The 22,063-nt window shown below is 62.6% G+C and carries 16 protein-coding genes; 11 read left to right on the forward strand and 5 right to left on the reverse strand.

All coding sequences use genetic code 11. The annotated features are described in order from the left end of the window. Window positions 1-58: 58 nt before the first annotated feature. From bcsQ (HX801_RS08865) to bcsQ (HX801_RS08910), 10 genes are all read left to right on the forward strand, one after another. Window positions 59-1,042, forward strand: a complete 984-nt coding sequence (gene bcsQ / locus HX801_RS08865) for a cellulose biosynthesis protein BcsQ (RefSeq protein ID WP_008435715.1) — start codon at window positions 59-61, stop codon at window positions 1,040-1,042. Continuing rightward, a complete protein-coding gene (bcsA, locus tag HX801_RS08870; protein WP_177021033.1) occupies window positions 1,039-3,258 on the forward strand; it encodes a UDP-forming cellulose synthase catalytic subunit in 2,220 nt (739 codons plus the stop codon). The genes bcsQ (HX801_RS08865) and bcsA overlap by 4 nt, the downstream gene beginning before the upstream one ends. Next, window positions 3,255-5,513 (forward strand): cellulose biosynthesis cyclic di-GMP-binding regulatory protein BcsB, encoded by a 2,259-nt coding sequence (gene bcsB / locus HX801_RS08875; protein WP_008435714.1) that lies wholly within the window; start codon window positions 3,255-3,257, stop codon window positions 5,511-5,513. The genes bcsA and bcsB overlap by 4 nt, the downstream gene beginning before the upstream one ends. Next, window positions 5,510-6,706 (forward strand): cellulose synthase complex periplasmic endoglucanase BcsZ, encoded by a 1,197-nt coding sequence (bcsZ, locus tag HX801_RS08880; protein WP_177021909.1) that lies wholly within the window; start codon window positions 5,510-5,512, stop codon window positions 6,704-6,706. Before bcsB ends, bcsZ begins: the two co-directional genes overlap by 4 nt. Continuing rightward, window positions 6,688-10,539 (forward strand): cellulose biosynthesis protein BcsC, encoded by a 3,852-nt coding sequence (locus HX801_RS08885; protein WP_177021910.1) that lies wholly within the window; start codon window positions 6,688-6,690, stop codon window positions 10,537-10,539. Before bcsZ ends, HX801_RS08885 begins: the two co-directional genes overlap by 19 nt. Before the next feature lie 17 nt (window positions 10,540-10,556). Then, the gene (locus tag HX801_RS08890) at window positions 10,557-11,228 is read left to right on the forward strand and encodes an SGNH/GDSL hydrolase family protein (protein WP_003218072.1); all 672 of its coding nucleotides are present in this window, start codon (window positions 10,557-10,559) and stop codon (window positions 11,226-11,228) included. Then, entirely contained in the window at window positions 11,228-11,893 is a 666-nt protein-coding gene (locus tag HX801_RS08895) for an alginate O-acetyltransferase AlgF (protein WP_177021911.1), read from the forward strand. Before HX801_RS08890 ends, HX801_RS08895 begins: the two co-directional genes overlap by 1 nt. A 17-nt stretch (window positions 11,894-11,910) precedes the next feature. Next, entirely contained in the window at window positions 11,911-13,326 is a 1,416-nt protein-coding gene (locus HX801_RS08900) for an MBOAT family protein (RefSeq protein WP_003218070.1), read from the forward strand. A gap of 12 nt (window positions 13,327-13,338) precedes the next feature. Further along, window positions 13,339-14,466 carry a cell division protein FtsQ gene (locus tag HX801_RS08905; protein WP_008435708.1) on the forward strand — a complete coding sequence of 376 codons (1,128 nt, stop codon included), beginning with the start codon at window positions 13,339-13,341 and terminating at the stop codon, window positions 14,464-14,466. A 173-nt stretch (window positions 14,467-14,639) separates the two neighbouring features. Further along, on the forward strand, window positions 14,640-15,581 hold the full coding sequence (gene bcsQ, locus HX801_RS08910) for a cellulose biosynthesis protein BcsQ (RefSeq protein ID WP_177021912.1): 942 nt from the start codon (window positions 14,640-14,642) through the stop codon (window positions 15,579-15,581). 242 nt (window positions 15,582-15,823) lie between these two features. Here bcsQ (HX801_RS08910) and HX801_RS08915 read toward each other — a convergent pair whose 3' ends face one another. The 5 genes from HX801_RS08915 to HX801_RS08935 all read right to left on the reverse strand — a co-directional run bounded on the left by HX801_RS08915 (window position 15,824) and on the right by HX801_RS08935 (window position 20,055). Beyond that, complete coding sequence (locus HX801_RS08915; protein ID WP_177021913.1) at window positions 15,824-17,038, reverse strand: methyltransferase; 1,215 nt, start codon at window positions 17,036-17,038, stop codon at window positions 15,824-15,826. Beyond that, entirely contained in the window at window positions 17,019-17,708 is a 690-nt protein-coding gene (locus HX801_RS08920) for an ABC transporter permease (protein ID WP_032899447.1), read from the reverse strand. The genes HX801_RS08915 and HX801_RS08920 overlap by 20 nt, the downstream gene beginning before the upstream one ends. 38 nt (window positions 17,709-17,746) lie before the next feature. Next, window positions 17,747-18,442: an ABC transporter permease gene (locus HX801_RS08925; RefSeq protein WP_003218063.1), complete on the reverse strand. Its 696-nt coding sequence runs from the start codon at window positions 18,440-18,442 to the stop codon at window positions 17,747-17,749. 73 nt (window positions 18,443-18,515) lie between these two features. Beyond that, a complete protein-coding gene (locus tag HX801_RS08930) occupies window positions 18,516-19,268 on the reverse strand; it encodes an ABC transporter substrate-binding protein (protein ID WP_003218061.1) in 753 nt (250 codons plus the stop codon). 13 nt (window positions 19,269-19,281) lie between these two features. Further along, the gene (locus HX801_RS08935; protein ID WP_003218059.1) at window positions 19,282-20,055 is read right to left on the reverse strand and encodes an ABC transporter ATP-binding protein; all 774 of its coding nucleotides are present in this window, start codon (window positions 20,053-20,055) and stop codon (window positions 19,282-19,284) included. Window positions 20,056-20,609: 554 nt separating this feature from the next. On the opposite strand from HX801_RS08935, the gene gabP reads away from it, so the two are divergent. After that, window positions 20,610-22,001 (forward strand): GABA permease, encoded by a 1,392-nt coding sequence (gene gabP / locus HX801_RS08940; RefSeq protein WP_003218057.1) that lies wholly within the window; start codon window positions 20,610-20,612, stop codon window positions 21,999-22,001. Window positions 22,002-22,063: the final 62 nt, after the last annotated feature.

Genomic DNA, 22,063 nt, shown 5'->3' on the forward strand with positions numbered 1-22,063 from the left:
AGACGATATTTCAAAACTATTCAATAAGCTGGGCGCCAATCCAAATGGCTACCGGGAGATGTACGCCGTCCACGATTATCTTGAGGATGACGTGGTGGTCGAGCCTTTCGACGCCGTGCCCATCCCGGCCCAAACCGCTTGCACCGTCGCGCTGGATGAGCCGCCGTCGGCGCCATTGCTGCGCTTGCTCGAAGAGCTGACCCAGGGCGAAGCCGATCACCTGCAACCTCCCGAAGTGGTCGAAGGGCCGACCGGTGAGGTGTACTCGGATCAATCGTCACCCAAGGTGATCGTGGTGGTCTCGCTCAAGGGCGGTGTCGGTCGCAGCACGCTGACCGCGGCCATTGCCAGCGGCCTGCAGCGTCAAGGCCACCCGGCCGTGGCGCTGGACCTGGACCCGCAAAACGCCCTGCGTCATCACTTGTGCCTGGGCCTGAATTTGCCCGGCATCGGCGCGACGAGCTTGAGCAATGAGTCCTGGGAAGGCCTGGCTGAGCGCGGCTTTGCCGGTTGCCGTCTGGTGGCCTTCGGTGAGACCAACAACGACCAGCAAAAAAACCTCAATCGCTGGCTCGGCGAAGACGCCCAATGGCTGCCCCGGCACCTGGCCGGTTTGCAGTTGAATGGCCAGGACACGTTGGTGATCGACGTGCCCGCCGGCAACACGGTGTACCTGCACCAGGCCATGGCCCTGGCAGACGTGGTGTTGGTGGCGGTGCAGGCGGATGTTTCCTCATTCAGCACCCTGGCCCAGATGGACAGCGTGCTGGCGCCGTACCTTGAGTGCGAAAAACCACCACAGCGTTACTACGTGATCAACCAACTCGACGGCGCCCACCGCTTCAGCCTGGACATGGCCGAAGTGTTCAAGGCCCGCCTCGGCGATGCACTGCTCGGCACGGTCCACCGTGACCCGGTGTTCAGTGAAGCCCAGGCCTGCGGCCGCGATCCCCTCGACCCTACCGTCAACAGTCTCGGCTGCCAGGACATTCACGCCCTGTGCCGCACGCTGCTCGAACGCATCGATTCGGACCTTCCATGACCGACACTACGTCCTCTACGCCCCACACTCCGGGGCGCGCCGAGCAGCGGCTGGACGCCGCGATTTCGCGCTTCAATCGCTGGCCCGATACGCTGCGCAAAGTGCTGGTGGTGATCAGTTGTGTGGTCGGCACCTTGCTGTTGGTGAGCATTGTCAGCGCCCCGCTGGACCTCTACAGCCAATGCCTGTTTGCCGCCGTGTGCTTCCTTGCGGTGCTGGTGCTGCGCAAGATTCCCGGGCGCATGGCGATCCTCGCGCTGGTGGTGTTGTCGCTGGTGGCGTCGCTGCGCTACATGTACTGGCGGCTGACTTCCACCCTGGGTTTTGAAACCTGGCTCGACATGCTGTTCGGCTACGGCCTGGTGCTCGCCGAGCTGTACGCGCTGGTGGTGCTGATCTTCGGCTACGTGCAAACCGCCTGGCCGCTGCGCCGCGAGCCGGTGTGGCTCAAGACCGAACCGTCGGAGTGGCCCACGGTCGACGTGTTCATCCCGACCTACAACGAGGCGTTGAGCATCGTCAAACTGACCATCTTCGCCGCCCAGGCGATGGACTGGCCCAAGGACAAGTTGCGCGTCCACGTGCTCGACGATGGCCGTCGCGACGACTTCCGCGATTTCTGCCGCAAGATCGGCGTGAACTACATCCGTCGCGACAACAATTTCCACGCCAAGGCCGGCAACCTCAATGAAGCGTTGAAGGTCACCGACGGCGAGTACATCGCGCTGTTCGACGCCGACCACGTGCCGACCCGTTCCTTCCTGCAAGTCAGCCTCGGCTGGTTCCTCAAGGACCCCAAGCTGGCGATGCTGCAAACGCCGCACTTCTTCTTTTCACCCGACCCGTTTGAAAAGAACCTCGACACCTTCCGCGCAGTGCCCAATGAGGGCGAGTTGTTCTACGGCCTGGTGCAGGACGGCAACGACCTGTGGAACGCGACGTTCTTCTGCGGCTCGTGTGCGGTGATCCGCCGCAAGCCCTTGCTGGAAATCGGCGGCGTGGCCGTCGAGACCGTCACCGAAGACGCCCACACCGCGCTCAAGCTCAACCGCCTGGGCTACAACACCGCTTACCTGGCGATCCCGCAAGCCGCGGGCCTGGCCACCGAAAGCCTGTCACGCCACATCAACCAGCGCATCCGTTGGGCGCGGGGCATGGCGCAGATTTTCCGCACCGACAATCCGCTGCTGGGCAAAGGCCTGAAGTGGGGCCAGCGCATCTGCTACGCCAACGCCATGCTGCACTTCTTCTATGGCTTGCCGCGGCTGGTGTTCCTCACCGCGCCGCTGGCCTACCTGATTTTCGGCGCGCAGATTTTCCACGCCTCGGCGCTGATGATTGTCGCCTATGTGTTGCCCCACCTCGTGCATTCGAGCCTGACCAACTCGCGGATCCAGGGGCGCTTCCGCCACTCGTTCTGGAACGAGGTCTACGAGACCGTACTGGCCTGGTACATCCTGCCGCCGGTATTGGTTGCGCTGGTCAACCCCAAGGCGGGCGGCTTCAACGTCACCGACAAGGGCGGGATCATCGACAAGCAATTCTTCGACTGGAAACTCGCCCGGCCGTACCTGGTACTGCTGGCGGTGAACCTGGTCGGGCTGTGCTTCGGTCTTTATCAGTTGATCTGGGGCGACGAGTCCACCGCGGTCACCGTGGCGATCAACCTGACCTGGACCCTCTACAACCTGATCATCACCAGCGCGGCAGTGGCAGTGGCTTCCGAAGCGCGGCAAGTGCGCTCCGAGCCGCGGGTCAGCGCGAAATTGCCGGTCAGTGTGATCTGCGCCGACGGTCGTGTGCTCAAAGGCACGACCCAGGATTTCTCGCAGAACGGCTTCGGCCTGATCCTCGCCGACGGGCACCAGATTGCCCGGGGCGAACAGTTGCAGTTGGTGCTGTCGCGCAACGGACAAGACAGCCTGTTCCAGGCGCGGGTGGTGTTCAGCAAGGGCGCGCAGATTGGCGCGCAATTCGATGCACTGTCCCTGCGCCAACAAAGCGAACTGGTACGCCTGACGTTTTCCCGCGCCGACACCTGGGCCGCGAGTTGGGGTGCCGGCCAGCCCGATACACCGTTGTCAGCCCTGCGTGAAGTCGGTGCCATCGGCATCGGCGGCCTGTTTACCCTGGGTCGCGCCACGCTGCATGAATTGCGTCTGGCCCTGCGCCGCACTCCCTCACAACCGCTCGATACGCTGATGGACAAGCCATGACTTCCACACTATTTGCCCGCCCGCAGTCGCGCGGCGTGCTCGCGCTGATGATCGCTTCGCTGCTGGGCCTGGGCTCGCAGGCACAGGCAGCTGCACCCGCTGTTGCGGTGCAGAGCACTGACGACGGCTACAGCCTGACCCTCAAGCAACTGGGCCGTCGCGACACCATGAACCTGCAAGGCGTGGAAGCGTCCGACAGCGTCAACTTCGACATCCGTGCCGATGAAGTGGTGAAGGGCGCGCAACTGTTGCTCAAGTACAGCTACTCGCCGGCGCTGCTGGCGGACCTGTCGCAGATCAACGTGCTGGTCAACGACGAAGTCGCCGCCAGCCTGCCGCTGCCCAAAGAGGGCGCAGGTATCCAGCAGGAAAAACTGGTGCAGATTCCGGCGCACCTGATCACCGAATTCAACCGCTTGAGCCTGCAGTTCATCGGCCACTACACCATGTCCTGTGAAGACCCGCTGCACAGCAGCCTGTGGGCCAAGATCAGCAACAGCAGTGAGCTGAAAGTGCAGGTGCAGCCGATCGTCTTGAAAGACGACCTGTCGGTGCTGCCGCTGCCGTTCTTCGACAAGCGCGATGCGCGCCAGGTCAGCCTGCCGTTCGTGTTTGCCAGCGCGCCGGACAATGCCGCGCTGGAAGCTGCCGGTGCACTGTCGTCGTGGGTAGGCGGCTTGGCCAGCTACCGGGGTGCGACGTTCCCGACCACCCTTGGCGAGATTCCGGCCAAGGGCAACGCCATCGTGCTGGTGCAAAGTACCCAGGCTGTGGATGTACACGGTGTGGCGGTCCCTGAGCCTAAAGGGCCGACCCTGACCCTGATCACCAACCCCAACGACCCGAATGGCAAGCTGCTGATCGTCTCCGGCCGTGATGGCGCCGAACTCAAGCGTGCCGCCACCGCCGTGGTGCTGGGCAACCCGGTGTTGACCGGCAACAGCGTGGTCATCACCAGGCTCGACACCCTGGCCCCGCGCAGCCCTTACGACGCGCCGAACTGGCTGCCCAGCAACCGTCCGGTACGCCTTGGCGAGCTGGTAGAACTGAAAAAACTCAACGTCTCCGGCTACAACCCGGGCCCGATCAGCGTCGACCTGCGCCTGCCGCCCGACCTGTTCAACTGGCGTGAAGAGGGCGTGCCGCTCAACGTCAAATACCGCTACACGCCGCAGCAGGTGTCCACCAACTCCTCCTTGCTGATCGGCCTGAATGACCAGTTCATGAAGTCTGTCGCGTTGCCGTCGGTGAGCAACCTGGGCGGCGGGCAGAGCCTGCTGGACCAGCTGAAGAAAGACGAAACCCTGCCCCGTGAAGTGACGACCCTGTTGCCGATCAGCTCGGCTTCGCCCAAGTCCAAGCTGCAACTGCGCTTCATGTACGACTACATCAAGGAAGGCGAATGCCGGGACATCATCGTCGACAACATGCGCGGTGCGATTGACCCGGACTCGAGCCTGGACCTGAGCAGCTACCAGCACTTTATCGCCATGCCGAACCTCGGCGTGTTCAACGATTCCGGCTTCCCGTTCACCCGCCTGGCTGACCTTTCGGAGTCGGCGGTGGTGATGCCGGACAACGTCGGCACCGATGAGTTGAGCGCCTACCTGACTGTGATGGGCCGCTTCGGCGAGTCCACCGGCTACCCGGCCACCGCCGTCAAAGTGGTGCAGGCCAAAGACGTGCAAAGCGTTGCCGACAAAGACCTGCTGGTGCTCGCCACCGGCGGCAACCAGCCGCTGCTGCAGCAATGGCAGCAATACCTGCCGGCCACCAGTGACGGCCTGCAGCACCACTTCCTGTTGTCTGACCTGCCACGTTATGTGCGCAGCTGGATCAGCCCGGACGCCGCGGCCAACCAGCATACGGCCAATGCCGGCATCACCTTCAGCGGGCTGAGCAACAGCACCTGGTTCGCCGGCTTCCAATCGCCGCTCAAGGCCGGGCGCAGCGTGGTGCTGATCGCCAGCAACCAGCCTCAGGGCCTGCTTGAAGCGACCTCGGCGCTGATTGGCGGTGACGACTACAAAGACTCGATCCAGGGCAGCCTGGCGGTGGTGCAGGGCACGCAGATCAGCTCGTTGGTCGCGGACCAGCAGTACTACGTCGGCGACCTGAACTACTTCAAATTCATGCAATGGCAGCTGTCCCAGAACCTGGGCTGGATGCTGGCGATTACCTTCCTGGGGCTGCTGGTGCTGACCTGCCTGATCTACCTGGCACTGCGTGCCCGTGCAAAACGGCGGTTGGCATGAACCCTTTGCGTAGCGCGATCCTGGCGGTGATTGGCAGCACATTGCTTGCCGGTGCCGCCCAGGCACAGACCTGCGATTGGCCGCTGTGGCAGAACTATGCCAAGCGCTTTATCCAGGACGATGGCCGGGTGTTGAACTCGTCCATGAAGCCGACGGAAAGCAGCTCGGAAGGGCAGTCGTACGCGATGTTCTTTGCCCTGGTGGGCAACGACCGGGCGACCTTCGACAAGCTCTGGACCTGGACCAAGTCCAACATGGCGGGCGCCGACATCGGCCAGAACCTGCCGGCCTGGCTGTGGGGCAAGCGTGACGATGGCAAGTGGGGCGCGATCGACAGCAACTCCGCCAGCGACGCCGATTTGTGGATGGCCTATGCGCTGCTCGAAGCCGCGCGCGTGTGGAACGCACCGCAGTACCGCAGCGACGCGCAACTGGTGTTGGCCAATGTTGAACGCAACCTGATCGTGCGCGTACCGGGCCTGGGCAAGATGCTGTTGCCGGGGCCGGTAGGCTATGCACACGCGGGAGGCCTGTGGCGCTTCAACCCCAGCTATCAAGTACTGCCGCAACTGCGCCGCTTTGCAAAAGAGCGCCCGAACGCCGGCTGGAACGAAGTGGCCGAGAGCAACGCGAAGATGCTCGCCGACCTGCCGAGCAATCCCCATGGCCTGGCGGCCAACTGGGTCGGTTATCGCGCCACCAGCGCAAACACCGGGCTGTTTATCGTCGACCCGTTTTCCGATGACCTGGGCAGCTACGACGCGATCCGCACTTACCTCTGGGCCGGCATGACCGCCAAGAGCGACCCGCTGGCCGCGCCGATGCTCAAGGCCTTGGGCGGGATTTCCCGTGCCACCGCTGCGTCGGTCAACGGTTTGCCGCCGGAGAAAGTCCACGTGCTGACCGGTGAAGTCGAGAAAAACAACGGCTACACGCCGACGGGGTTCTCGGCCTCCACCATGGCCTTCTTCCAGGCCCGGGGCGAAACCGCCCTGGCGCAATTGCAAAAGCAGAAAGTCGACGACGCCCTCGCCAAGGCGCTCGCGCCTTCGGCCCCGGACAGCGCCCAGCCGATTTACTACGACTACATGCTCAGCCTGTTCGGCCAGGGCTTCGCTGATCAAAAGTACCGTTTCGAACAAGACGGCACGGTGAAATTATCCTGGGAGTCTGCATGCGCCGTCACACGCTAGCCATTGCGATTCTGGCGGCCCTGGCTTCCAGCGCCAGCTTTGCCGAAACCACTGACCCGCAAAGCCTGCTGATCGAGCAGGGCTATTACTGGCAGTCGAAAAAGAACCCGGAACGCGCCCTCGAGACCTGGCAGAAACTGCTGCGCCTGAGCCCTGAACAGCCGGATGCGCTGTACGGCATTGGCTTGATCCAGGTGCAACAACAGCGTCCGGCCGAAGCGCAAAAGTACCTGGCCCGCCTGCAGGCGCTGAGCCCGGTACCGCGCCAGGCCTTGCTGCTGGAGCAGGACATCACCGTCAACATCCCGGCCAACGCGAAGTTGCTGGAACAGGCCCGTGAACTCGGCGAGCCTGAAGAAGAGCGCGAACAAGCGGTGGCGCTGTATCGCCAGATCTTCCAGGGGCGCCAGCCCCAGGGCCTGCTTGCCCGCGAGTATTACAACACCCTGGGCTTCACGCCCAAGGGCACGAACGAGGCCATCGCCGGCTTGCAGCGTTTGTCTCGCGAGCGGCCGAACGACCCGATTGTGGCGCTGTTCCTGGCCAAGCATCTGGCGCGTAACCCGGCCACCCGCGCCGACGGCATCCGCGCCCTGGCCAAGCTGGCACCGAACAACGACGTGGGCGGCAACGCCGATGAAACCTGGCGCTTTGCGCTGATCTGGCTCGGCCCGCCGAAGAGCGACCAGGTGCCGTTGTTCCAGCAGTTTCTGGCGGCGCATCCGGACGACAGCGAAATCCGTGCGCTGATGAACAAGGGCATTGCCCAAGGCAAGACCGGCGCCGGTTGGCAGCGTGATCCGCAGATGACCAAGGCGTTCAAGGCGCTGGATGACGGCGACCTGAAAACCGCCGAGCCGCTATTGGCGGCGCGCCTCAACGAAAAACCCAATGACGTCGATGCCCTCGGTGGCATGGGCGTGCTGCGTCAACAGCAGCAGCGCTTCAGCGAGGCTGAAAGCTACCTGGTTCAGGCCACCCGTTTGCCGGGTGGCGCGGCATGGCAGTCGGCGCTCAATGATGTGCGCTACTGGAACCTGCTCAACCAGGCCCGTGACGCCCAGCGTGGCGGGCGCGGCAGCCAGGCCCGCGACCTGGTGGCCCAGGCCGAACGCTTGAACCCTGGCCAGCCCGGCGCTGCCGTGGCACTGGCGGGTTTCCAGGCTCAGGACAATCAGTTCGACACCGCCGAAGCCGGCTACCGCAAAGTGCTCGCCCGTCATCCTGGCGACCCGGACGCGCTGAGCGGCTTGATCAACGTGCTGTCCCAATCCGGGCAGCCGGAAGAAGCCTTGAAGCTGATCGACTCGGTGTCGCCCGCCGAGCGCGCGAAGTTCGCGCCGAGTGTGAAAATCACCGCGTTGCGCGCTACCCAGGTCGGCAAGCTGGCCGAGCAGCGGGGCGATTTGAAAGCCGCGCAAGCCGCCTACAAACAAGCCCTTGATGCCGACCCGGAAAACCCGTGGACACGCTTCGCCCTGGCGCGCATTTACCTGCGCGACGGCCAGATTCGCAACGCCCGTGCCTTGATCGACGGCTTACTGGCCAAGCAGCCGAACCAGCCGGACGCGCTGTACACCAGCACGCTGCTGTCGGCGGAGCTGGGTGAGTGGAAAAAGGCTGAAGAGACCCTGGCGCGTATCCCTGCGGGGCAACGTACCGCTGACATGAACGAGCTGGGTATCGATATCGCGCTGCACAAGCAGACCGACATCGCGATCGAGACCGCCCGCCGTGGCCAACGCCCGGAAGCCCTCGCGCTGCTGGGCCGCAGTGAAGCCATGACCCGGCAGAAGCCTGAGCGCCTGGCGGTGCTGGCGGCCGCTTATGTGGAAGTCGGCGCGACGCAGCAGGGCCTGGATATCATGCAGAAGGTTCTGGATAACAATCCGAACCCGACCGTCGACCAGAAACTGCTGTACGCCAATGTCCTGCTCAAGGCCAACCACTACACCGAGGCGGGCGACATCCTGCGTGAAGTGCAGGGCAAGCCGCTGAGTGAAACCGGTCGCCAGCGTTACGACGATTTGATCTACCTGTACCGGGTCAAGCAGGCTGATGCCCTGCGTGAGAAAAACGACCTGGTCGCGGCCTACGACATGCTGTCGCCGGCCCTTGCCCAGCGTCCCAACGACGCTATGGCGGTAGGTGCCCTGGCGCGGATGTACGCAGCCAGCGGCAATAGCAAAAAGGCCATGGAGCTTTATGCGCCGCTGATTCAGCAGAACCCGAACAACGCTCGCCTGCAACTGGGCCTGGCGGATATCGCCTTGCAGGGCCGTGATCGTGGCCTGGCGGAAAGCGCCAGTGAAAAGGCGCTGTCCCTGGAGCCGGGCAACCCCGAGATCCTCACCTCGGCTGCGCGCATCTATCAGGGGCTGGGCAAGAACAACGAAGCCGCTGCACTGCTGCGCAAGGCGTTGGCGATTGAGAACAGCCAGAAGAGCCAGACGCAATTGGCTCAGGCCGGCTCCCAGGGCGTGCCTTACAACCCCTTCGTCGGCTTGCCGGGCCAGCGTCGCCAGGTCACCGACCTGACCGTCGCCGGCGCCGTGCCGCCGCCGATTGATGCACCGACCAATGTCGTGCCGGACAATGCCCTGGCAGCCTCCGCGCGTCCAGCGTCGAACAACTGGAACGAGCCGTTCGAGCCACCGTCGAGCATTGCTGCACTCGACACCGCCAACCTCAGCCCGGCACGTCGTGCGCTGGATACGATCCTGCGGGATCGCACCGGTTACCTGGTGCAGGGCTTGAGCGTTCGCAGCAACAATGGCGAAAGCGGCTTGAGCAAAATCACTGACGTCGAGGCGCCGTTTGAAGCGCGGATGCCGGTGGGTGATCTGAACGTTGCGCTGCGCGTGACGCCGGTGCATGTGAGTTCCGGCAGCGTGAAGAGCGACTCTGCCACACGCTTTGGCGGTGGCACGGCCAACCCGGCGGGCTCCCAGAGCGACACGGGCGTCGGTCTGGCCGTTGCCGTGGAGAACCCGGATGAAGGCCTCAAGGCCGACATCGGTGTGAGCCCGCTGGGCTTCCTGTACGACACCATCGTCGGTGGCGCCAGCGTCTCGCGGCCGTTCTCCCAGGGCTCCAACTTCCGTTACGGGGTCAACGTTTCGCGGCGCCCGGTCACCGACAGTGTGACCTCCTTTGCCGGTTCCGAAGACAAGCGTACCGGCGAGAAATGGGGCGGCGTGACCGCCAACGGCGGGCGTGGCGACCTGAGCTACGACAACCAGAAGCTCGGTGTGTATGGCTACGCCTCGTTGCACGAGCTGTTGGGCAACAACGTCGAAGACAACACCCGGCTGGAACTGGGCAGCGGCATCTACTGGTACCTGCGCAATACCCCGACCGACACCCTGACCCTCGGCATCAGCGGTTCGGTCATGGGCTTCAAGGAAAACCAGGGTTACTACACCTACGGCCAGGGCGGTTACTTCAGCCCGCAGCGCTTCTTCTCCCTGGGTGTGCCGGTGCGCTGGGCGCAGAGTTTTGATCGGTTCAGCTACCAGATAAAAAGTTCGGTGGGCATCCAGCATATCGAGCAAGATGCGGTCGATTATTTCCCGGGGCATGACCAGCTCCAGAGTGACCGGGGCGATCCGAAATACGCCAAGGACAGCAAGACCGGCATCGGCTACAGCTTCAACGCCGCCGCCGAATACCGCCTCAGCTCGCGCTTTTACCTGGGTGGCGAAGTCGGTCTCGACAACGCCCAGGACTATCGCCAGTACGTCGGTAACGCCTACCTGCGCTACTTGTTTGAAGACCTGAGCGGGCCTATGCCCTTGCCGGTCAGTCCGTACCGTTCCCCTTATTCGAATTGATTTGATAGGAGTCATCCATGCCTGTTTCCGCTTCTGCTATTGCCGGCCTGACCCTGCTGGTATTGGGCGAAAGTCACATGAGCTTTCCTGATTCACTGCTCAACCCGCTGCAGGACAACCTCACCGCCCAGGGCGCCAAGGTTCACTCCATCGGCGCGTGCGGCGCCGGTGCAGCCGACTGGATCGTGCCGAAGAAAGTCGAGTGCGGTGCCGAGCGCCTGCCGGTTGGCAAGGCCGAGATTTTCGGCAAGAACGCCATGAGCACCACCCCGATCAAAGACCTGATCGCCAAGGACAAGCCGGACCTGGTGGTGATCATCATCGCCGACACCATGGCCTCGTACCCGGAGCCGCAGTTCCCGAAAGTCTGGGCCTGGAAAAGCGTGACTTCCCTGACCAAGGCCATCACCGAAACCGGCACCAAGTGTGTGTGGGTCGGGCCGGCGTGGGGCAAGGTCGGTTCGCAGTACAAGAAGGATGATGCGCGCACCAAGGTGATGTCGCAGTTCCTCGCCACCAACGTGGCGCCGTGCACCTACGTTGACTCGCTGACCTTCTCCAAGCCGGGCCAGTGGATCACCACCGACGGCCAGCACTTCACCATCGACGGCTACCAGAAGTGGGCCAAGGCGATCGGCGACTCCCTGGCGAAGTTGCCACCGGCCGCCGTGGGCAAAGGAGCGCAATAATGAAACGGATCACCCTGGGCCTGGCGACCTTGCTCGGCAGCGTCAGCGCCTACAGCGCCGACATCCCGCTTTACCCCACCGGCCCGGAGAAGGATTCGGCCTTCCTGCGCCTGGCCAACGGCACCGACGGCGAGCTGAAATTGCTGCCCCAGGGTTCCAAGGCCAGCCTGGTGTTGGGTGGCGACAAACTGGTGTCTGACTACCTGCCGGTGTCGGGCGGCAAGACCCCGATCAAGGGTGTGTTGAGCCAGGGCGGCAAGGATTCCGAGCTGGCCGTGACCGTCGCGCCGGGCGAGTTCGCCACCGTAGTGGCCGTGCCGGACGCCAAGGGCGGCACGCGCCAGCTGGTGATCCACGAACAGCCGGATGACTTCAACGCACTGAAGGCCTCGCTGGCCTTTATCAACGCCGACGCCGCCTGCGCCGATGCGAGCCTGGAAGCCGTGGCGCAAAAAGCCGAGCTGTTCAAGAAGGTCGCCGAAGGCGCGATTTCGCGCCGCATGATCAACCCGGTGGAACTGTCGGTGCAGCTCAAGTGCGCCAACGCGCCGGTGGGCCAGCCGCTGACCTTCACCCTCAAGGCCGGCGAACGCTACAGCGTGCTCGCACTGCCATCGGCCGCCGGTTCGAGGTTGCTGTTTACCTCCGACACGCTCGCTAACTGATCGGGCCCGACACCACCATGGTCTTTGCCTCACTGGAATTCCTCACGCTGTTCCTGCCGGCCTTCCTGTTGATTTATGCGCTGGCCCGTCCGGGCTGGCGCAACGTCATCCTGTTGATCGGCAGCTGGCTGTTCTACGGCTGGTTGAGCCCGCTGTTCCTGTTCCTGCACATGGTGTTGACCGTGGTGGCGTGGGTCGGCGGTTTGCTGGTGGACCGTTCCCGTGAAGACGGCAAGGGCCGGGTGCGGCTGTTGATCGCGTTGATCGTGTTCAACACCGCGGTGCTGTGTTGGTACAAGTACGCCAACATCGTCGCGGGCACCGTGAGTGAGGTGATCACCTGGTACGGCGCGATGCCGCTGGATTGGCAGCGCGTGGCGTTGCCGGCCGGGTTGTCGTTCATTGTGCTGCAGGCGATTTCGTACCTGGTGGATGTGCATCGGCACACCGTGCCGGTGGAGCGCAGCTTCATTAATTACGCGACCTATATCTCGATGTTCGGCCACTCGATTGCGGGCCCGATCATTCGTTATGACTGGGTGCGGCGCGAGCTGAACCAGCGCTATTTCAACTGGCCGAATTTCAGCCTTGGCGCTCGGCGTTTCATGATCGGCATGGGCATGAAAGTGCTGGTGGCCGATACCTTGTCGCCGCTGGTGGACATCGCCTTCCACCTGGAAAACCCGAGCCTGGTGGATGCCTGGATCGGCTGCCTGGCGTACTCGTTGCAACTGTTTTTCGACTTCGCCGGCTACAGTGCCATGGCCATCGGCCTGGGCTTGATGCTGGGCTTCCACTTCCCGGAAAACTTCAACCGGCCATACCTCGCCAGCAGCATCCAGGACTTCTGGCGGCGCTGGCATTTGTCGCTGTCCAGCTGGCTGCGGGACTACCTGTACATCGCCCTCGGCGGTAACCGCGATGGCGTATGGCGCACCTACCGCAACCTGTTCCTGACCATGGCGATTGCCGGGTTGTGGCATGGCGGCGACAGTTGGAACTACCTGTTGTGGGGTTCGGCCCACGGTATCGCGTTGTGCATTGACCGGGCGTGGTCGCGCTCGAGCCTGCCGAGCATTCCGCCGGTGCTGTCGCACATCTTGACGCTGCTGTTTGTGTGCCTGGCCTGGACGCTGTTCCGCGCACCGGACTTCCATTCGGCACTGACCATGTACGCCGGCCAATTCGGCATGCATGGCATGGCCTTGGGTGATGCGTTGGCCGTGGCCATGCGCCCGGCCCATGGCATGGCCGCGTTGCTCGGTTTGGTGTGCATCATCGCGCCGATCTGGCAGACCCGCTGCGAGCAGCGTTTTGGTACGCAGCCCTGGTTTGTGGTGGCCGCGTCCCTGTGGCCGGTGGCCGGGTTTGTGTTGTCGTTCGCGCTGATTGCCAGCCGCGATGCCGTACCGTTTCTGTACTTTCAGTTCTAAGGAAGCCTGACGATGCCCGCCCCTACCGCGCCGACCCCACCGAGTGAATTGGCCGTCCGCACCAGCCCCCTGGCGGGCTGGGTGTTGGTGCCTTTCCTGGCGGCGGGGCTGTTGTCTTGCGTCTGGCTGATGGTCAAGGGGCCGGTGAGTTTCCTGCCGCCCAAGGTCGACAGCGACATGCTGCTGCACGGTGAAGTGACCCATCGGTTTGCCAAGGAACTGTCCAAGGCACCGATGGCCATCGAAGCGGCAAACCTGGAGCGCGGCGCCAGTTGGCTGGCGTTCGGCGACACCGGGCCGCGGGTGCGCCAGGGCTGCCCGGGCTGGCTGTTTATCAGCGATGAGCTGAAGCTCAACCGCCACGCCGAAGACAATGCGCGCACCAAGGCCGACGCGGTGATCGACCTGAAAAAGCAGCTAGGCCAGCGCGGTATTGATCTGCAAGTGATGGTGGTGCCGGATAAAACCCGCATCGCCGCTGCCCAGCGTTGCGGCTTGTATCGTCCGGCCGTGCTGGATGGCCGGATCCAGCAATGGAGCACGCTGTTGCAAGCGGCGGGCGTTGAAGTGCTGGATTTGACCGACACCCTGAAACCCCTCGGGCCGGATGCCTACCTGCGTACCGACACGCACTGGAGCGAAATCGGCTCGAATGCCGGCGCCCGCGCCGTGGCCCTGCGCATCCAGCAGCGCGGTATCCAGGCCACGCCGGAGCAAGCCTTCGACATTACCCAGGCACCGCTCGCACCGCGTCCGGGTGACCTGGTGCGCCTGGCCGGTCTCGACTGGTTGCCGCCGAAGTTGCAGCCGGTGGGCGAGCAGGTTGCGGCCAGCACCGCGCATGAGAACGGCCCGGCGGCGTCGAGTAACCCTGACGATTTGTTTGGTGACGCCGGCCTGCCGAACGTGGCGCTGATCGGTACCTCGTTTTCGCGCAATTCGAATTTCGTGGGTTTCCTGCAAAAAGCCCTGAACGCTCCGGTGGGTAACTTCAGCAAGGACGGCGGCGAATTTTCAGGCGCCGCCAAGGCTTATTTCGACAGCCCGGCGTTCAAGCAGACGCCGCCCAAGCTGCTGATCTGGGAGATCCCGGAGCGGGATTTGCAAACACCTTACGACCCGATAAAGATTAGTCAGTAAATTGACCATTTACCGCTCGTCTTAAAGATTTCTTCAGAAACACCAAAATAATGACACTTTCATTCCTTTGTCACAGAATGCGTACACAAAGGCGCCCACAAAAAGACCTGCGGTAAGCATCAGTACAGCTGACCTTTCACGTCTTTAAGATGCGTCGTGAGGGAGTGTTGGCGATGAGCCGTACCGATGATCTTTTTTCGTTGTTCGATAAGACGACTGCCAGTGATGTTCAAGGGATGGATTCGATGCTGCAGTTCTTCGAAGACATGCCGGTCGACGACAGTGCCAGCCTCAATATGGGCAGTGGCGCGTCGTTCTCCCGACATTCCCCTTGTGCCAACGAGCAGTCCCGCGAAGTCGCGAACATCCGGGCGAAGGTGGTAGCGCTGGTTTCGGTCAATGGCGGCGTCGGCCGCAGCACCCTGGCCACGGCGCTGAGCAGCGGTTTGCAGCGCCTGGGGCAGCCAGTGGTGGCGCTGGACCTGGACCCGCAAAACGCGCTCTATCACCACTTCGGCCTGAGCCATACCTTGCCCGGCATCGGGCGCACCAGCCTGCACAACGAGCGCTGGAGCCAGATCCTTCATTCAGGCTTTGCCGGTTGCCAGGTGATCACGTTTGGCGAAACCGATATCCGTCAGCAGGAAGACCTCCAGCGTTGGCTGAAACAGGAGCCGCATTGGCTGGCGCAACATTTGTCGGCCCTGGGCTTGGGTGAGCAGGACACGGTGATCATCGACACCCCGGCGGGTAATAACGTCTACCTGCATCAGGCACTGAACGTGGCCGATGTGGTGCTGGTCATCGCCCAGGCGGATGCGGCTTCCCTTGGCACCCTGGAGCAGATGGAGCAGTTGCTGGCGCCACACCTTGATGATCGGCCGGCGCTGCGTTGCCACTTCGTGATCAACCAACTCGACGAGACCTCGGGCTTCAGCCTGGACATGGTCGAGGTGTTCAGGAAGCGCCTGGGTGACAGCCTGTTGGAGGTGGTGCATCGGGATCCGGCGATCAGCGAGGCCCTGGCTTTTGGCAGCGATCCGCTGGATAACCAAGCCGCAAGCATGGCCTGTGACGATATAAACGCGCTTTGCCGCCTGCTGGTTGCCCACTGAAAAGCCCGGGTTATGCCGCTAACCTCAGATGCTTATGCACAATCGGTTGGTTCGACCTGTCATCAAACCGCAATTTTGCGGAGCGGTTCTCATCACGCTGCAACTGCCTGTTTTGCGTGCGTTTTATTTTGTGAACAAAAAATGACCAGTCAGCATTTTGCCCCGCGAAGCTTGCCGGCAGGGCCTCTGCCAGAATTCCATCAACAGAGTTATCCACAGGGCACGCTGCGACAAAATGCCCTTTAATTGCGCTCGGCGAGCAGCATCAGGTTGCGCGGGGTGAGCGGTGTTTCGCAGAAGCTGCCGACTTGAACCCTGTAACCGTTTTCTTCGAGAAACAATGCCCGGTCCAGTACCAGCCACATTTCCAGCGGGCGCCGAAACAGACCACGCACTAATTCCAGGTTTCGCACCTGTGCCAAGCGCTGCCAGCCTTGGGCCTCCAGTGCCGACCAATGCTGTTCCCCTGTGGATAATCCCTTGAGGGCCGCCAGTTCGCGGCAGTAGTCGGCGAACGGCTTGGCCAGCCAACTCGCGGGCAGGGACGGAGTGGGCAGGTAAGCATCGCTCCCGCGCAGTTGCCGCTGCAGAACATCAAAGCCCAGGCGCCTGGCCATCGACGTATCGCGCTGCTGGCGCACCCGAGCGCCGGCGGTAACGGTTTCGCTCAGCGGCAGGCCGAGGTCTTCCACCGATAAATGCAGTGACGACGCCTGGGCGGCAATCGACAGCGGCGGGTACTGCTCGGCGCGGATGCGGTTGTAGCAGCAGGGCGCCACGGCCAACTGCTGGCAGCCGGCGGCGCTGGCCAGCTGGAGCAGGCGCACATGCAGGTCGCCGCAGGCGTGCAGTGCCACCGGGGTTTGGTCGCGGCTGATCTGTACGTCGGCCATCACATCTTGCAGGCGATGGGTGACGGGCAATTGATGGTGTTCGCTGAGGGCTTGCCCTGAGGCGATGAGGGCCGGGTCGTATTCCAGGCAGGTCAGTTGCTGCCCGGGTTGCAACAGGCGGCGGCCGAGGTGGCCCTTGCCGGCACACCAGTCGAGCCAGTGTTCGGGGGGGTGGCGAAATTGCAGTGCGGCGCCGAAGGCTTCGATCTGCTGCCATTTGCGGCCGGGTACATCGACGTTCAGGCGATGGCGGGCGGCGGGTAGCGGGCGGGATGGTAAGTTATCCACAGCGCTGAGATTCAGCGACTGCATGGCCAGCTCAGGGAAAGGCGCAGGCGCCGGCAAGTGGTGAGGCTGGTTATGGCTGCTTTCCGCTTCGGCCAGCGAGCGCTGGCGCAGCCAATGGGCCAGTTCGGGATGCTGGGTTTCCCACGGCAATTGCAGATGGGTAAAGGGCCTTGGTCGCCACAACCCTTGATGTTCGGTGAGGAACGTATCCAGCGCCTGGAAGCGGGCGAGCAGGTGCTCACCCGTCAACAAGGCGTCAGCGGCCCTGGCAGGCATCGACCCGCAACCAGCGCTCCAGCAGCTTGAAGAAGCGCACCAGGACGTAGGACATCAGCAGGTAGAACAACCCGGCAGCGAAGAAGATCTCTACCGGCAGGTAGGTGCGGGCAATGATCGTTCGGGCCATGCCGGTCAGTTCCAGCAGGGTCACGGTACTGGCCAGGGCGCTGGCCTTGAGCATCAGGATCACTTCGTTGCTGTAGGCCGGCAGGCCGATGCGCGCGGCACGCGGCAGGATGATGTAGAACAGCGCCTTGGGCCTGGACATGCCCAGCGCCCGCGCGGCTTCGATTTCACCCGGCGGGATGGCCTGGATCGCGCCACGCAGGATCTCGGCGATATAGGCGGCGGTGTGCAGGGTCATGGTGGCGGTGGCGCACCAGAACGGGTCCCGCAGATACGGCCACATGAAGCTTTCACGCACGGCGTCGAACTGTGCCAGGCCGTAGTACACCAGGAACAGCTGCACCAGCAGCGGCGTGCCGCGGAAGAAGAAAATGTAGCAGTAGGGCAGGGTGCGCACGTACCACAGGCGTGACGAGCGGGCGATGCCCAGCGGGATTGCCAGCAGCAGGCCGGCGATCACGGCGATGGCCACCAGCTCCAGGGTCAGGGTTGCGCCCTGGGCCAGTTTCGGCAGCCATTTGATGATCACGGCCCAGTTCAGGCCCAGGTCGAAATGCGACAGCCAGCTGTAGTCGCCACTCATTGCGTGCTCCTCGCAAAGCCGCGCGCGGCACGTTTTTCCAGGAAGTGCATGCCGGTCATCGCCAGGACAGTGAGGCCCAGGTACATGAAGGCCGCGACCATAAAGAAGGTGAAGGGCTGCTTGGTGACGGTCACGCCGATCTGCGCGTGGCGCATGATTTCTTCCAGGCCGATCACCGAGACCAGCGCGGTGTCCTTCATCAGAATCATGAACAGGTTGCCCAGGCCCGGCAGCGCGATGCGCCACATCTGCGGCATGATCAAGCGGGTGAAGATCCGGACCTTCGACAAGCCCAGTGCGACACCGGCTTCACGGTGGCCCTTGGGAATGGCCAGGATCGCGCCGCGGAAGACTTCCGTGGCGTAGGCGCCAAAGCACAGGCCCAGGGCGATCACCCCGGCGGCGAAAGCGCTGAGGGAAAGGTCGGGGTTGCCGAAAAACTCCCCGAGGGAGCGCATCAGGTTGACCGTGCCGAAGTAGATCAGCAGGACCCACAGCAGTTCCGGGATGCCGCGAACCAGGGTGGAGTAGCTGCCGCCAAGCCATTGCAGCGGCTTGTACGGGGAAGTCTTGGCCAGGGCGCCGGCCAGCCCGAGCACCAGCCCGAGGCACAGGGCGGTGAGCGCCAGCTTGACGGTCATCAGCGCGCCGGCGGCGAGCGCCGGGCCGAATCCGTAGAGGTCGAAATTCATGGTTTAGTCGTTTCGCAAGGCAAAGCTCAGGACCGGCGCACTCAAGCGAGCACGCCGGGCAGGCCATTCAGGATCACTCGATACTGAAAGGGAAGTACTTGTCGTTGATCTTCTTGTAGGTGCCGTCGGCCTTGATTTCAGCCAGGGCTTTGTTCAAGCGCTCGCGCAGCGGGTCGCCTTTGCGTACGGCGATACCGATCTTGTCGCTCTCGACCACCGGGTCGCCCTTGAATTCGTAGGCGGAGCCGTCTTTGCTTTTCAGCCACTCGTACTGCACGTACTTGTCGGCGAGCATCCCGTCCAGGCGGCCGGAAGTCAGGTCGAGGTAGGCGTTTTCCTGGGTGTCGTAGAGCTTGGCGGTGGTGTCCGGCAGCTTGTCTTCCAGGTAGGTACCGGCCAGCGTTGCGCGCTGTGCACCGATGATCTTGCCCTTCAGGTAGTCCGCGTCGGTCTTGAAGTCTTTGTTGGCTTTGGGCGCGATGAACTGCAGCTTGTTGGAGTAGTACGGGTCGGTGAAGTCGACGGCCTGCTTGCGTTCATCGGTGATGGACAGCGAGGAGACCAGGAAGTCGAACTTCTTGGCATTCAGGGCCGGGATGATGCCGTCCCAGTCGGAGACATACACTTCGCACTTCTCGACTTTCATCTTGGCGCACAGGGCGTCGCCGATGTCCTTGTCGAAGCCGACGACGTTGCCGCTGGCATCTTTATTGTTGAACGGCGGGTAGGCCGCTTCGATCCCCATTTTCAAGGTTTCAGCCATCGCCGTGGCGCTGAACGCCATCGAAACAGCGGCGGCCAAGAGGAATTTTTTATAGTTCTGCATGCATGTTGCTCCGTTAGCGGTTGCTGGACATGAATTGTTTGCAGCGCGCCGAAAGCGGGTTTTCAAATACCTGCTGTGGCGATCCTTGCTCTTCGACCAGGCCCTGGTGCAGGAACACCACTTCACTGGACACCTGGCGGGCAAAGCCCATTTCATGGGTGACCAGCAGCATGGTGCGGCCTTCTTCGGCCAGGGCGCGGATCACATTAAGTACTTCCTGAACCATTTCCGGGTCAAGGGCCGATGTGGGCTCGTCGAACAGGATGACTTTGGGCTGCATGGCCAGGGTGCGTGCGATCGCGGCGCGTTGTTGCTGGCCGCCGGACAGTTGCGCGGGGTAGGCATGACGCTTGTCACTGATGCCGACCTTGGCCAGCAAGGCTTCGGCGATTTCAGTGGCTTCGGCCTTGCTCTGGCCGAGCACGCGGCGCGGGGCCTCGATGATGTTGTCGAGGACGCTCATGTGCGGCCACAGGTTAAAGTTTTGAAACACAAAACCGATTTCGCTGCGCAGGCGGTTGATCTGTTTGCCGTCGGCGGCCACCAGTTCGCCGTTTTTCGCAGCCTTGAGCTTGAGCTCTTCACCAGCTACCAGGATTTGCCCCTGGTGCGGGTTTTCCAGCAGGTTGATGCAGCGCAGGAACGTGGACTTGCCGGAACCGGAGGAACCCAGGATCGAGATCACATCGCCGTCGCGGGCGGTCAGCGAGATACCTTTAAGCACCTCCAGCTCACCATAGCGTTTATGCAAGTTGCGGATTTCAAGCGCGGGCGTGGCCTCAGCCATGTGCGGTCCTCATTGTGTTCATTGCGCTCCTGCTGTTGGCCCGCCTTCCTGGCGAGGCGCCAAGCTAGCATAGCGTCCGGATGACAGCCAACAGCCCTGCAGGCGGTAAACAGACGGTCTGCGGCAGGGTGTCGCATCGGCACAGCAGTGTGTCGCGCCATCAACAACCGAACAGCCGTTTGAACCAGTATTCCTACAGGTTTCGCGTAAAAAAGGGCGCGATGGTGCCAGCTTTGGCCGGGTGTTGGAAGGGTTAAACCGGCGAACGGTCCATATCAGCCCTTTAATGGGGCGTCACGCACAAATTGTGTGTGTTTTTGGTGCACTGATTCGTCTTTCAAGTGAGTCGCACAGTAACGCTATAGCGGAATGCCATTAGTGTCAGTGACTTACGAGAGCTATTGAGTTTCCCTACAGCCCGCGTCAATCGCGGCTCTGTAACATTTTGGCGCAAATCTTGCGTAAAAAATAAAGAACGCCCCGTTGGTTTCTTTTCACGAGAAAGACGCCAGACCGGGTGGACCGTATTCGCAATTCCTCGCAAAGGTGTGTCAATGAGTAGTACGCAAAGCTCCAATGACCTCGAACAGGGGCTCAAACCGCGTCACGTCACCATGCTGTCGATTGCCGGCGTTATCGGTGCCGGGTTGTTTGTGGGCTCCGGCCACGCGATTGCTGCGGCAGGCCCGGCCGTGCTGCTGGCTTATGCCGCCGCCGGTACGCTGGTGGTGTTGGTGATGCGCATGCTGGCCGAGATGGCCGTGGCATCGCCGGACACGGGTTCGTTCTCTACTTATGCCGACCGTGCGATCGGGCACTGGGCCGGTTTCACCATCGGCTGGTTGTACTGGTGGTTCTGGGTGCTGGTGATTCCGCTGGAAGCCAACGCTGCCGCGACCATCCTGCACGCCTGGTTCCCCGGCGTGGCGATCTGGGCCTTCACCCTGATCATTACCTTGCTGCTGACCGCGACCAACCTGTTCAGTGTGAAGAACTACGGCGAGTTCGAGTTCTGGTTTGCGCTGATCAAAGTGGTGGCGATCATCGGGTTTGTGATCCTCGGCATCCTGGCGATCTTCGGCTTCCTGCCGGGCAGTCAGGTCAGCGGCGTTTCGCACCTGTTCGACACCCAGGGCTTCCTGCCCAACGGCATGGGCGCGGTATTGGCGGCGATCCTGACCACCATGTTCTCGTTCATGGGCACCGAGATCGTGACCATCGCGGCCGCTGAATCGAAGAACCCGGGCCAGCAGATTTCCAAGGCCACCAACTCGGTGATCTGGCGGATCGGCTTGTTCTACCTGGTGTCGATCTTCATCGTCGTGGCCCTGGTGCCGTGGAATGATCCTGCGCTGGCAGCGGTCGGTTCCTACCAGACCGTGCTGGAACGCATGGGCATCCCGAATGCCAAGCTGATCGTTGACCTGGTGGTGCTGGTGGCCGTGACCAGTTGCCTGAACTCGGCGCTGTACACCGCTTCGCGCATGATGTTCTCCCTGGGCCGTCGCGGTGATGCACCGGCGGTGTCCAAGATCACCAACAAGAGCGGCACGCCTTACTGGGCGGTGTTGCTGTCTACCGGCGCGGCGTTCCTGGCGGTATTCGCCAACTACGTGGCGCCGGCGGCGGTGTTTGAATTCCTGCTGGCCAGCTCCGGCGCCATCGCGCTGCTGGTGTACCTGGTGATCGCCGTGTCGCAACTGCGCATGCGCCAGAAACGCACGGAAGCGGGCGAGAAGATTGCCTTCAAGATGTGGCTGTTCCCGGGCCTGACGTATGCGGTGATCGTGTTCATCGTGGGCGTGCTGACGATCATGTTGTTCCAGGAAGCGCATCAGGTGGAGATCATTGCCACCGGGATCCTGAGCTTGCTGGTCGTTGCGGCGGGGCTGATGGTGTCGCGTCGGCGCAAGGGCCGGAAGGTTGGGGCTGCGGTGCTTAACTGACGGAGTGCTTTCGTCGCAATACCGTTGATCAAATGTGGGAGCGGGCTTGCTCGCGAATGCGG

The organism is Pseudomonas sp. G1002 (assembly GCF_013385455.1).
GTDB lineage: Bacteria > Pseudomonadota > Gammaproteobacteria > Pseudomonadales > Pseudomonadaceae > Aquipseudomonas.